Genomic DNA, 12,439 nt, shown 5'->3' with positions numbered 1-12,439 from the left:
GATGTTTTCAGGAAAGTGGTTGAGACCTTATTCTTTAGGTTCTTCCGTAGTGATTTCGCCTACGTCTTCCCCTGTTGAAATTTCACCAACATCCTCTCCTGTTGTGATCTCACCAACACTCTGGCCCGTGTCGTCAGCAGCCGGAGTAGCCGAAGACTCGTCTTGAGGGACACCCTCCATCTGCTCATACCCCAACAGCTTGGCCGTTTCGGCATCGACAACACCGGTCGGTTCAAGTTCATTGTCATACTGGAACCACTGCAAGGCAGCTTCTGTAGAACTGCCGAACACACCGTCTGGTGTACCGACATCATAGCCCTGATCCAGCAACCGTTGCTGAAACTCTTTGACCACGTCACCGCGTGTCATTGGGTCTGTCAGAGACAATCCAAACACAGTCTGTGGTCCTGCGGCGGCTTCCTCCGGGGAATCGTTGACGATCTCATAGACTTTCTCGTCCTGATAATAGGTTGAGCGGTAGAGAACGCCGTCACACAGATACAAGGTCTCGCCTTGATCCTGAACCTTCTGACACTCTTTATCCGAAGGCAGGTTGGCAACGTAGACTAGCGTCGAGCCCACAAGTGCCGCCGTAAAGAACCATCCCCAGCTTGAGTGATAGTGGTAATTCCCCCAATGGTAATGCGGCGGACGGTAATATGGCGGTCGGTGGTACGGCGGACGGTACCCCGGAGGGCGATGATGCGGCGGGCGGTAACCTGGTGGACGATGATGCGCCGGGAGCGTTGTTCCCGGTGGGCGTGCCCCTGGTGGACGGCCTCCTGGAGGGCGTGCGCCCGGTGGGCGCGACCCGGGAGGACGCGCCTTGTTACCGGACGCTGGCCGTGCCGCAGGTTTAGCCGCGGGGCGGGCGGCTGGTTTGACAGCAGGCCGTGTCGACGGTTTGGCTGCAGGGCGAGACGTGGATGGCCTTGTCCCCGTAGACGGACGCGTTCCCGTCGAAGGACGCGCACCAGTTGATGGGCGCGCGCCGCCTGATGGACGCGACGCAGGCCGCGATTTGGCCCCCGAGGGACGCCCAGCAGGACGAGATGACATCCCGCCCCCTCCTCTATGTCCGCGCGCCTCGGCTTGCGAGGATTTGAAGGACAGTGAAATTACCCCTTGAGGAGACGTTCCAATCGCCATTGATGCGATCAGGAGTCCGCAGAAAAATCGTTTCATAGCTATCTCCCCCTTATTGGCTTGGCACTTTAGGCCAACTCATGCGTTCGCTGTCTTCGTTAGGGGTAAACACAAAGGCCCCCTCGGAAATCTCAGGTGCGAAGTCCCAATTTGTGAAATACGCCCGGTACTGAGGCCAACCCTGGATATATGGGTCTGTTCCGACAATCATCAGCAAGCGCGGGTTCTCGGGATCATCTGCAACCCAGATTTGCCAGTCTTCATCATAGCTGGCCACAGCCACGTGATGCGCCATCTCGCCGCCAACCCGGGTCAAACCCAAATATGCCATTGTCGTGGCAGATTCTGCGCGAATTTCTTTCTGTTGCGTACTCAGAACAGACCAAATCGGCAGATCAAGACCATATTCTTCCTTAATTCTAACGATCAGCGCTTCAAATCCCCCTGAAAACAGGATTTCCGCATACACATTTTGATCAGGGTCATTCATGGAAAAACTGGTGCCATCGAAAAAGAACTCTCGGGTTTTCAGGCCATTTTCAGAATAAGAGTATAGCCCACCCTCGCGCGCCAGCAACGTGTGGCCGCTACGCGTATGGGTGATTTTTTCACGTCCGTCGACAACATCGTCATAGGACACAAACCAACTCACCGAAATGTTCTGCTGGCTGCTCAGAAACTCTGAAGCATTGCCAAGAATCTCAATCGCTTGCGGGTCCTTAGCCGGCGGGTCATCCGTGTCATTGGCCTCAGCGACAGAACTAAAAGCAAGCGTCAGTGGTAGGGTAAGCCCCATCAGGGCTAAACGAAAAGTCTTCATGACAGCTGGTCCAGTTGACTAAACAATATGCGACTGTAGGCCTCTACGGCCCAATCTGGCAAGATAGGATCACCTTACCCCAAGTCAACTTTTGCGAGTTGCTCGCGTCTTTTTCTTTTCAGCAACAACCTTGGCCGTCAAATCACGTGCGATACCAAAGGCCCCCTTTATCTTGTCGCTTTCTTTCTTCCAATCACGGCGCACAACGATTTTATTGTCGCGCACCTTGGCCAATCCGCGCTGGTCCTGAATGAATTCAACCAGACCAGCTGGCGAGGCAAACTTGTCGTTGTGGAACTGAATAGTCGCGCCCTTTGGGCCGCCGTCCATCTTGGCGATACCGGCCCGTTTGCACATGTCCTTGATCCGGACAACCAAGAGCAGTGTATTGACTTCTTTTGGTAATTTTCCAAATCGGTCGATCAGCTCTGCGGCAAAACCTTCCAATTCGACCTTGGTGTGCAACCCACTTAAGCGGCGATAGAGTCCCAGCCGCACGTCCAGATCTGGCACATAGTTTTCCGGAATCAGAACTGGCACGCCAAGATTGATTTGCGGAGCCCATTGGTCATCTGCGTCCGTCAGTCCTTGCAGTTCACCCGCTTTGATCTTGGCAATCGCCTCTTCCAGCATAGATTGGTACAGTTCATAGCCTACATCCCGCATCTGGCCGGATTGCTCTTCACCCAAAAGATTGCCTGCACCCCGGATATCTAGATCCTGACTGGCCAATGTGAACCCTGCCCCAAGTGTGTCAAGTGACCCCAGAACCCGCAACCGTTTCTCGGCCGCTGGGGTCAGACGCATTCGGGGCTTAGTGGTAAGGTAAGCATAAGCACGGGTTTTTGAGCGCCCCACGCGCCCCCGGATTTGGTAAAGCTGCGACAGGCCAAACATATCAGCGCGATGCACAACCATGGTGTTAGCCGTGGGAATATCCAACCCCGACTCCACAATGGTGGTCGCCAGCAACACATCGAACTTGCCGTCATAAAAGGCGTTCATCCGGTCATCCAGTTCACCGGCGGCCATCTGGCCGTGGGCGATGACAACGCTGACCTCGGGCACCTGATTGGCCAGAAACTCTTCGATTTCGCGCAGATCACTGATGCGCGGCACCACATAAAACGACTGTCCGCCCCGGTAATGCTCACGTAAGAGAGCTTCACGGATGGTGACTGCGTCAAACTCGGATACATAGGTGCGGATCGCCAGACGGTCGACGGGCGGCGTACCGATGATAGACAAGTCACGCACGCCAGAGAGAGATAATTGCAACGTCCGTGGAATGGGTGTGGCTGTCAGCGTCAACACATGCACATCCGAACGCATCTGCTTCAACCGTTCTTTGTGAGCCACACCAAAGTGCTGCTCCTCGTCGATCACCAACAACCCAAGGTTCTTAAATCGGGTATTTTTGGCCAAAAGCGCATGGGTGCCAATCACGATGTCTACAGTTCCCCGCGCCATACCATCGCGGGTTTTTTCTGCTTCTTTTGCACTCACAAAACGAGATAAGCTTCTGACTTCCATCGGAAATCCGCGAAATCGCTCGATAAAGCTCTTTGTGTGCTGGCGCGCCAATAGTGTGGTGGGCGCGATCACGGCAACCTGAACGCCGGACATCGCCGCCACAAAAGCCGCGCGCATGGCGACTTCGGTTTTGCCAAAGCCCACATCACCGCAAACCAACCGGTCCATTGGCTGACCTGAGCCCAGATCGCCAATAACATCCTCAATGGTGCTTAACTGATCGTCGGTTTCCTGATATGGGAACCGCGCGCTGAACTCTTCCCATGCGTGATGTTGAGCTTCCAACCGGGGTGCGGTTCGTAATGCGCGTTCCGCAGCCACCCGAATAAGCCGGTCCGCCATCTCGCGAATACGCTCTTTGAGTTTGGCTTTTTTGGCCTGCCATGTACCCCCACCAAGCCGATCCAAAAGGCCCTCATCGTGGCCGTATTTTGACAGCAGTTCGATGTTTTCAACCGGAAGGTAAAGTCTTGATTTTTCGGCATACTCCAGACTGATACACTCGTGCGCAGCCCCAGCTGCCGTGATCACCTCAAGCCCGTGGTACCGGCCAATCCCATGATCAACATGCACCACCAGATCACCGGGCGACAAGGATTGCGTTTCGGTCAGAAAGTTTTCGGCGCGGCGTTTTTTTTGTGGCGCCCGGATCAGACGATCTCCAAGAACATCTTGCTCCGAGATAACGGTCATATCGGGGGTGACAAACCCATGCTCCAGTGCCCAAACCGCCAGATAAAGACCGGATTTACCGATCCGCGTAGCATCGGTGATAGCAACAGTTTCTGCCAATCCTTCGTCTTCGATCAGCCCGCTGAGCCGTTCACGTGCACCTTCCGAATAACTCGCAACCAGCACGGGACCATCTTGCATACGTGTTTTGATGTGATCGGCTAAAGCGCCAAAAAGGCTTACACTTTCCTGCTGTCTTTCCGGCGAAAAATTGCGTCCGATACGGCCACCCGCATCAATCACACCCGAACCGCTTGCCTGTGGCAATGGTTTGAAATTGAGGATCCGACGATCTTCAATGGCCTTGTTCCAAGCGGCGTCATCTAAATACAGCAAGTCCGGTGGAATGGGTTTATAAACCGTATCGATCCGGGTTTTCTGAGCCAATACATGGTGCCGTGTTTCATATTGGTCCTGCACAACCTCCCAACGTGAGAGGCGTGCAGCATCTATCTGATCATCCACAGAAATTGTGGCTTCTGGAAGGTAGTCAAACAGAGTTTCCAACCGATCATGAAAGAACGGCATCCAATGTTCGACCCCCTGATGTTTGCGCCCCGCACTAACCGCCTCATACAGCGGATCATCCGTTCCCGCCGCCCCAAATTCGATGCGATAGTTCTGGCGAAACCGGGTGATGGCCGCCTCATCCAGAATAACTTCGGAAACCGGAGCCAGTTCAACCTCGTCGAGTTTTTCAGTGGTGCGTTGCGTAATTGGATCAAACCGGCGTGCACCGTCCAGAACATCACCAAACAAGTCTAGACGTACAGGACCACTGTCACCCGGCGGAAAAACATCAATGATCCCGCCCCGGATCGCATAATCGCCGGGTTCCATCACAGTTGGTGCTTGGGTAAAGCCCATTCGCACTAGAAAGGCTCGCAAGGCGGCTTCGTCAATCTGATAGTTGACCCGCGCCTTAAAGGCCGCTTCTTGTAGCACTTCGCGGGCCGGAACCCGCTGTGTGGCCGCGTTTAACGTCGTCAGCAGCACAAACTGCGGCGGCATTTGATGCACCAGACCAGCCAAAGTTGCCATGCGCGTGGCTGAAACATCCGCATTGGGCGACACCCGATCATAAGGCAAACAATCCCAGCCTGGAAAGGTGATCACCGGCATATCAGGCTGAAAAAACGCAATTGCGGAACGCAAGGCCGCCAGACGTTTGTCGTCACGCGCAATATGCACCAGTGGAGCGCCGGATTTTGCGACCTCGTTCAGGATAAGCCGGGCGTCGTAGCCTTCGGGGGCACCACCAACGGTGATTTTGGTTACTTTCGTCATCGCCAGAATACCTTAGCCCAAAGGCGAGGATTGAAAGTTCTGATACATACCCCAGAGCGAGGTTACAAAAATTGAAACCATCCCGATCATCTGAACCCAAATCCGATGCCGCGTCAGACGTTTGCGCAGCAATTCGCCACTGGCTTCTTCGGCCTGAATTTTGGCTGCTGTGGACAGGCTCATCAATCCAACAAGTGACATTGGGAACATCAACAAAAACACGGCTTGAGCAAACTCAATGCCATAGCCGAATCCCACCACGGCGAGACCGGCCAGCACAAAACAAGCCAGCGCTAAAATCCACGACCCCGAGACTCTGCCGATGTACAAAAGCCGGTTGGTATTGATGCGCACCAGATCCTCAAGATCAATTTCTGTCTGCCCGCCCGCGCGGCGTGCCCGCTGAACCATGTCAAAGGGCACACCTAGCACCCAGTGACTGGTTGAAGACCACATAACAGCAAGCGCGATCCAGAACCAAAGGTTCGAGAAACTGCGCATATCAATGAGTTCAAAGACGGTACTGTGCCAATCCACTGCCAAAGCCCTTTTCGTTTCCACCCCACATAACGCGGCTCTGCGGCAATTCCTAGCCTTGAGATGTTGCTAAATACATGGCACCTGAGAAGGACACGAATTTGAGGACCGTTATGAGCCATCAACCAGCCGCCTTTCCGGCCGCCCGCCTTCGCCGCACCCGTCAATCTGGCGCGATCCGCAACCTTGTGCGCGAACATACTTTGACTGTGGACGATCTGATCTGGCCGGTCTTTGTGCGCGATGGTCAGGGGATCGAAGAACCTGTGGCCTCTATGCCAGGGGTCGTACGGCGTTCGGTTGACAAAATAGCCGAGGCCGCGCGTGAGGCCGCCGATCTCGGTATTTCGGCAATCTGCCTATTTCCCTACACTGATCCATCGCTGAAAACCGAAGATTGCGCCGAAGCGTGGAATCCCGGCAACCTGTCAAATCGTGCCATCCGTGCTATCAAAGAAGCCGTGCCTGAGATTGCTATCATGACCGATGTGGCTCTGGACCCATACAACATCAACGGTCACGACGGGTATGTTGTAGACGGAGAAATTCTCAATGATGAAACGGTTGAAGCTCTGGTCAAAATGGCAGTTGCACAGGCCGAATCCGGTGCCGACATCATTGGCCCGTCGGATATGATGGACGGGCGCATTGGCGCAATTCGCACCGCGCTTGAGGCATCAGGCCACTCAAACGTGATGATCCTGTCGTATGCCGCGAAATACGCCAGCGCTTTTTATGGTCCGTTCCGCGACGCAGTCGGTGCGTCCGGTGCCCTTAAGGGGGATAAAGCCACCTACCAGATGGACCCCGGCAACTCAGACGAAGCTCTTCGTCTTGTGGGCCGCGATCTGGATGAGGGAGCAGACATGGTAATGGTCAAACCGGGCATGCCGTATCTCGACATTTGCCGCAGGGTAAAAGACCAATTTGGCGTACCAACTTATGCCTATCAGGTGTCTGGCGAATACGCGATGATCATGGCAGCTGCCCAGAATGGCTGGATCGACGGTGACAAAGCCATGGTCGAAAGCCTTTTGGGGTTCAAACGTGCAGGTTGCGACGGCATTCTTACCTATTTTGCACCTGCTGTGGCACGCAAACTGGCCGGGCAGTAAGTCGCCGAACCCCAAAGCGGCTAGTGACAGTGCGTACCACTGCCCCTATAGTCTTGGCCAACGACCGGAAAACCGGCGGTATCGCAAAGAAAACAAATACAGGCAACAATCATGGACATGATGAACAGACGCAGTTTCACACTGGCAGCCCTTGCTGGTGCCGGCATGACGGCCGCATGCGGCAATGGTGTGGGCAGCAATGGAGCCGCGGAAATTGACGCACGCGTCGATAACACACTGAAATATCTTTACAGCAACCACCCAAATGCACGCAATCTTGAGGCAAAGGCCAATGGCATTCTGGTCATGCCATTGATCACCGAAGCAGGCTTTGGTGTTGGCGGCGGTTACGGCCGGGGGGCGTTGCGCGTCAACGACGTGACAGTTGATTACTACTCTGCCACCAAAGGCAGCTTTGGGTTTCAGATTGGTGCCTCACAACATGCGCATGTTCTGTTCTTCATGACCGAAGGCGCATTGGCTGAGTTTCGTCGTTCAAACGGCTGGGCGGCAGGTGCAGATTTGAAATATGCGGCTATCGACGAAGGTCAGACTCTTGAGATTGACACCACCACGTCATTGGCACCGGTCATCGCTGTGGTGTTTGGCCAGGCAGGCTTGCATGTTGGAGCAACGCTGGAAGGCACAAAGTACACCCGTATTATTCCGTAAAGGCATCATGCCTGACGGGAAAACTGCACAAAAAAGGCGCCGCTTCCAAAAGCAGGCGCCTTTTCTGTCTTTGACTGTTTGCCTACGACAGGTTTTGCAGGCGCTTAAACAGACTTGATGTGTCCCAACGTCCACCGCCCATGTTTTGGACGTCCTTGTAGAACTGATCGACTAATGCTGTCACTGGCAGGCTGGCTCCGGTTTCATTGGCTGTCGACAGGCAAATATCCAAATCCTTGCGCATCCAGTCCACCGCAAACCCGTGCTCAAAATGGTCATCGATCATGGTTTCATAGCGGTTCGCCATTTGCCAGCTGCCCGCAGCCCCTTGCGAGATCACCTCGACCACTGCGCGCCCGTCTAGACCCGCCTTGTTCGCGAAATGCAGCGCTTCAGACAGGCCCTGAACCAACCCGGCAATCGCAATCTGGTTGCACATCTTGGTCATTTGACCAGCACCACTATTACCAATACGACGGCAAATCCGAGCATAGGCATCAATAATCGGCTCTGCGGCATCATAGGCTGCCGCGTCACCTCCACACATCACGGACAAAACGCCGTTTTCCGCCCCTGCCTGCCCGCCTGAGATTGGCGCATCGACAAAGGCTATACCCAGATCTTTGCCCGCGGCGTAAAGCTCGCTTGTGACTTTGGCTGACACGGTGGTGTGATCCACAAAGGTCGCGCCTCTGGTCATGCCTTGAAATGCACCATCAGGTCCTGTGCAAACGCCCCGCAGGTCATCATCGTTACCGACACATGCCATAACGAAGTCAGCTCCTTGCGCGGCCTCGGCCGGCGTGAGCCCCATAGCCCCGCCAAATTCCTTTACCCAGGCTTCGGATTTGGCCGCTGTGCGGTTGTAGACTGTGACCTCATGCCCAGCCTTTGTCAGGTGTCCCGCCATCGGGTATCCCATCACACCTAGCCCTAAGAATGCAATTTTCGCCATCTGCTTTTCCCTTGCTTCCAATCGTCGTAGTGTTTGTCCTGTCCTGAGAGGCAGTTGGCAAGAGGTAATCCGGGATTCGCATGGGGTTGTTTATTCAATGGTTGTTGCGCATTGCTGGCGCAATGTTGGTTATAGCTTTGCTGGCTATGACTCTTATCTATTTTCTGGCATCGCGTTCGCTGCCGGAATACGACAAGACTCTGCGGTCAAATGGGGTTTCAGCGCCGGTTGAAATCGTGCGCGACAACGCCAATGTGCCTCATATTTTTGGCGAGTCGGATGCGGATGTGTTTTTTGCGCTGGGATATGCGCATGCGCAGGACAGGCTTTGGCAAATGGTCACCCTGCGCCGCACGGCCCAAGGCCGCCTTTCAGAAGTGTTCGGCACCAGCACACTACCGATTGACAAACTGCTGCGCCGGCTCGACTTTTTCACCCTCGCTGTGCAATCGGTACAGCATCAGGATGAGCGGACCACGGCGGCTTTGCGCGCCTATTCCAACGGGGTAAACACCCGCATTGACGAGATCAACCGCGACTCTCTGGGCCGGGGTGCACCCGAGATGTTCCTGTTTCCCAACGCAATTGCGCCTTGGCAGCCCGCAGATTCCATCGCCATTCAAAAACTAATGGCCTTGCAATTGTCTGGCCACCTCGAAGAAGAGGTCCTGCGGGCACGGGTTTCGCTGATTTTACCGGATGAGAACCGACTACTCGACATTCTGCCCGAAGCCCCCGGCACTGGTGTGGCCTCACTTCCTGAATATGCCGCGCTAGTTCCTGAAACACCGCGATTCACGGCAACGACCCCATTGCCCAGTCATCCTTTGTCGCCCTTTCCCCGTCGCCCTCTGGCGGGCGCATCCAATGCATGGGCTGCCGCGCCGTCCCGGTCAGCATCGGGCGGCACTTTACTGGCCAATGATCCACATCTGGGCCTGAGTGCCCCGGCCATCTGGTATCTGACCCGGCTGGAACTTTCATCCGGCGGTGTAATCGGCGGCACCATCCCCGGCATTCCGACTATTTTGACCGGGCGTAGCGATGATCTTGGATGGGGGCTAACCTCGGCCTATGTCGACGATCAGGATGTCTTCATTGAACAACTGAACCCCGAAAACCCGGAGGAGTACCGCACACCGGGCGGCTTCGAACCTTTTGTGACCCGCAAATCCATCATCAATATTGCCGATGAACAACCCGTCACTCTGACTTTGCGCTGGACCGAAAACGGTCCGGTCTTGCCGGGATCACACTATAGTCTTGGTACGGTCACACCAGAAAACCATGTGGCAGCGTTGGGTTGGACTGCTCTGAGTGCGCGTGACACATCGATGAGTGCAGCGGTCGCGATCATGTATGCCAAATCCATACAAGGCGCGCTCGACGCCGCGGAGGCTTATATCTCTCCGGCCCAGAACATGGTGGTGGCCGACCGCGAGACAGTGGCGCTCAAAGTGATTGGTGCACTGCCTCGGCGGGATGACGAGCATCAAAGCAAAGGCCGGATGCCATCATTGGGATGGCTCGCGCAAAACCAGTGGCAAGGCCGCCTGCCCTATGCGTCAAACCCTGTGTTCCGATCTCCCATTGGGGGCATTGTGGGCAATACAAACAACAAAATGGTTGAGCGTCCGTTTCCCTTGCATGTGTCTTACGTCTGGGGCGACACGCAACGCATTCAACGCTGGCAGCGTTTGATGCAAGGCCGTCAAGTGCATACCCGCGACAGCTTTGTCGAGGCACAGCTGGATACAGTCAGCTTTACCGCACGCTCTCTTTTACCGCTTGTAGGGGGTGATTTGTGGTTCACCGGCAATGCGGCACCGGATGGATCAACTGAGCGACTGCGCCAGCGCGCCCTGACGTTGCTTGCGGAATGGAACGGTGAGATGAACGAACATTTGCCAGAACCTCTGATCTATTCGGCTTGGTTGCGCGCCCTGCAAGTCAGGTTGATTCAAGATGAAATGGGTCCTCTCGCCGAGGAATTTACCCATATTGAACCTTTGTTCATCGAACGCGTTTTCCGCAATGTGGATGGGGCCGGTGTTTGGTGTGACGTAATTCAAAGCGCGCCAACCGAAAGCTGCACAGACATGGCCCGGTTGGCGCTGGATGATGCGTTGCTGTGGATTTCCGAGAAATACGGCACCCAACTGGAAAGCCTGCGTTGGGGCGATGCCCATCAGGCCACACATGATCATCAGGTTTTGGGCAAAGTTCCATTGCTGCGGTATTTCGTGAACATTCGCCAATCCACCAGCGGCGGCGACAACACCCTGCAACGAGGACGCACAAGTGGTATTGGACCTAACCCCTTTCAGAACGTACACGCCGGGGCCTACCGGGGCGTCTATGATTTTGCGGACCCGGACAGTTCGGTCTTTGTGATTTCAACAGGGCAATCCGGGCACTTCCTGTCACGGTTTTATGACGACATGTCCCAACTGTGGCGCCGTGGGGAATATGTACCGATGTCCCTCGACCCAGAACTGGCGCGCGCTGCCTCTGTTGGGGTGACGCGGTTGGTGCCAAAGCAGTGAGATTAGGAAATGAGAACGCCAGTGCAGTAATCGCTCACTGAAGCGGCCAGATTGTCTGGTTGGCCGGAGCAAAACTCCATCGTTGATAAGCTTTCTGTTTTCAGAGGGCGGGGATGAAGCAAGTGGATTTGTACGGGCGAGTACGTCACGCGGTTTTAGTCGATGGTTTGAATGGCCGGGAAGCGGCACGGGTATTGGGAATTGACCCACGCACTGTTTCCAAGATGTTGGCGTTTTCTGTTCCGCCCGGATACCGGCGCAGCCAACCGGTGCGTCGCCCGAAGCTGGATGCCTTTACTGAATTATCGATCAGATCCTTGAGGCAGAAAAACTGGTTCCAAAGAAGCAGCGGCATACGTCGAAACCGATATTTGAAGGACTGCGTGATGAGCATGGTTATGAGGGCGGCATCACGATTGTGAAGGACTACGTCTTCGCGACCAAACAGCGTCAGCGGGAGATGTTTATACCACTGAGACATCCTCCGGGCCACGTTCAGGCTGACTTTGGTGAGGCACTTGCCGTCATCGGTGGCGTAGAACGCAAGATCCACTTTCTGGTGATGGATCTGCCCCATTCGGATGCGTGTTTCCTGAAGGCGTATCCGGCAGAGACGACTGAAGCATTCTGTGACGCACATGTCTCGGCGTTTGCGTTCTTCGGCGGCGTCCCCGTTTCCATTCTCTATTACAACACGCGGATCGCCGTGGCCCGCATTATGGGTGACGGTAAACGCAAACGAACCCGAGTGTTCTCCGAGCTGGTGTCCCATTATCTGTTTGAGGATCGTTTTGGTCGCCCTGGAAAAGGGAACGACAAAGGCAAAGTCGAAAGGATGGTGGGTTGGCACCGAGACCGAGAACAGTATGTGCCACACAGTGGAATTTGGATGATTTAGCAATATTTCGATTTGCCCGCGACGCCGCTGGCAATACAATTGAATTGATTTCTACGCCCATAGAAATATCCTCACGATACTCGATGGACCTGTCGCGGTTTGATGCCGCCCCAAGTGCTCGTTTAAGCCACCTTCCTTTCGAATGCGACGGGGCTTTTCCAGCCCAGTGCTGAGTGGCGGCGACGCGGATTGTAGAAG

The 12,439-nt window shown here is 54.9% G+C and carries 10 protein-coding genes and 1 pseudogene; 6 read left to right on the top strand and 5 right to left on the bottom strand.

The genetic code is table 11. The features are described 5' to 3' along the window. Positions 1 to 27: 27 nt before the first annotated feature. Entirely contained in the window at positions 28 to 582 is a 555-nt protein-coding gene (locus BUC32_RS21010; RefSeq protein WP_073255814.1) for a peptidoglycan-binding domain-containing protein, read from the bottom strand. A 77-nt stretch (positions 583 to 659) separates the two neighbouring features. On the opposite strand from BUC32_RS21010, the gene BUC32_RS21005 reads away from it, so the two are divergent. Then, positions 660 to 860: a hypothetical protein gene (locus BUC32_RS21005; protein ID WP_073255811.1), complete on the top strand. Its 201-nt coding sequence runs from the start codon at positions 660 to 662 to the stop codon at positions 858 to 860. Continuing rightward, positions 827 to 1,129, top strand: a complete 303-nt coding sequence (locus tag BUC32_RS21000; protein WP_139280767.1) for a hypothetical protein — start codon at positions 827 to 829, stop codon at positions 1,127 to 1,129. The genes BUC32_RS21005 and BUC32_RS21000 overlap by 34 nt, the downstream gene beginning before the upstream one ends. Positions 1,130 to 1,198: 69 nt before the next feature. Here the strand turns inward: BUC32_RS21000 and BUC32_RS17120 are convergent, their stop codons facing one another. The 3 genes from BUC32_RS17120 to BUC32_RS17110 form a co-directional block, all read right to left on the bottom strand. Further along, a complete protein-coding gene (locus BUC32_RS17120) occupies positions 1,199 to 1,966 on the bottom strand; it encodes a DUF2092 domain-containing protein (protein ID WP_083599383.1) in 768 nt (255 codons plus the stop codon). Between the two features lie 84 nt (positions 1,967 to 2,050). Next, a complete protein-coding gene (gene mfd / locus BUC32_RS17115; RefSeq protein ID WP_073255805.1) occupies positions 2,051 to 5,518 on the bottom strand; it encodes a transcription-repair coupling factor in 3,468 nt (1,155 codons plus the stop codon). A 12-nt stretch (positions 5,519 to 5,530) separates the two neighbouring features. Next, a complete protein-coding gene (locus BUC32_RS17110) occupies positions 5,531 to 6,055 on the bottom strand; it encodes a component of SufBCD complex (RefSeq protein ID WP_073255934.1) in 525 nt (174 codons plus the stop codon). A 113-nt stretch (positions 6,056 to 6,168) separates the two neighbouring features. Between BUC32_RS17110 and hemB the strand changes: the two genes are divergently transcribed. Together hemB and BUC32_RS17100 are read left to right on the top strand one after the other, a co-directional pair. Beyond that, on the top strand, positions 6,169 to 7,170 hold the full coding sequence (hemB, locus tag BUC32_RS17105; RefSeq protein WP_073255802.1) for a porphobilinogen synthase: 1,002 nt from the start codon (positions 6,169 to 6,171) through the stop codon (positions 7,168 to 7,170). A gap of 111 nt (positions 7,171 to 7,281) precedes the next feature. Then, complete coding sequence (locus tag BUC32_RS17100; protein WP_073255799.1) at positions 7,282 to 7,842, top strand: lipid-binding SYLF domain-containing protein; 561 nt, start codon at positions 7,282 to 7,284, stop codon at positions 7,840 to 7,842. A gap of 82 nt (positions 7,843 to 7,924) precedes the next feature. Here the strand turns inward: BUC32_RS17100 and BUC32_RS17095 are convergent, their stop codons facing one another. Further along, the gene (locus BUC32_RS17095) at positions 7,925 to 8,797 is read right to left on the bottom strand and encodes an NAD(P)-dependent oxidoreductase (RefSeq protein WP_073255796.1); all 873 of its coding nucleotides are present in this window, start codon (positions 8,795 to 8,797) and stop codon (positions 7,925 to 7,927) included. Between the two features lie 80 nt (positions 8,798 to 8,877). Between BUC32_RS17095 and BUC32_RS17090 the strand changes: the two genes are divergently transcribed. Further along, positions 8,878 to 11,343, top strand: coding sequence for a penicillin acylase family protein (locus BUC32_RS17090; protein WP_073255793.1), 2,466 nt, complete (start codon positions 8,878 to 8,880; stop codon positions 11,341 to 11,343). A 113-nt stretch (positions 11,344 to 11,456) separates the two neighbouring features. After that, a pseudogene (istA, locus tag BUC32_RS20215) lies at positions 11,457 to 12,196 on the top strand (IS21 family transposase); the annotation flags it as partial. Positions 12,197 to 12,439 lie beyond the last annotated feature (243 nt).

It is taken from the genome of Shimia gijangensis, from assembly GCF_900142085.1.
In the GTDB taxonomy this organism is placed as follows: Bacteria; Pseudomonadota; Alphaproteobacteria; order Rhodobacterales; family Rhodobacteraceae; genus Shimia; species Shimia gijangensis.
Note: the sequence above shows the minus strand (reverse complement) of the source record. Positions and strands in the feature narration are given on the sequence as shown.

What these genes read in the sequence shown, in the direction of transcription:
- BUC32_RS17095 (WP_073255796.1), bottom strand. Translation starts at nt 8,797, where the DNA reads ATGGCGAAAATTGCATTCTTAGGGCTAGGTGTGATGGGATACCCGATG.
- mfd (WP_073255805.1), bottom strand. Translation starts at nt 5,518, where the DNA reads ATGACGAAAGTAACCAAAATCACCGTTGGTGGTGCCCCCGAAGGCTAC.
- BUC32_RS17100 (WP_073255799.1), top strand. Translation starts at nt 7,282, where the DNA reads ATGGACATGATGAACAGACGCAGTTTCACACTGGCAGCCCTTGCTGGT.
- hemB (WP_073255802.1), top strand. Translation starts at nt 6,169, where the DNA reads ATGAGCCATCAACCAGCCGCCTTTCCGGCCGCCCGCCTTCGCCGCACC.
- BUC32_RS21005 (WP_073255811.1), top strand. Translation starts at nt 660, where the DNA reads ATGGCGGTCGGTGGTACGGCGGACGGTACCCCGGAGGGCGATGATGCG.
- BUC32_RS17120 (WP_083599383.1), bottom strand. Translation starts at nt 1,966, where the DNA reads ATGAAGACTTTTCGTTTAGCCCTGATGGGGCTTACCCTACCACTGACG.
- BUC32_RS17090 (WP_073255793.1), top strand. Translation starts at nt 8,878, where the DNA reads ATGGGGTTGTTTATTCAATGGTTGTTGCGCATTGCTGGCGCAATGTTG.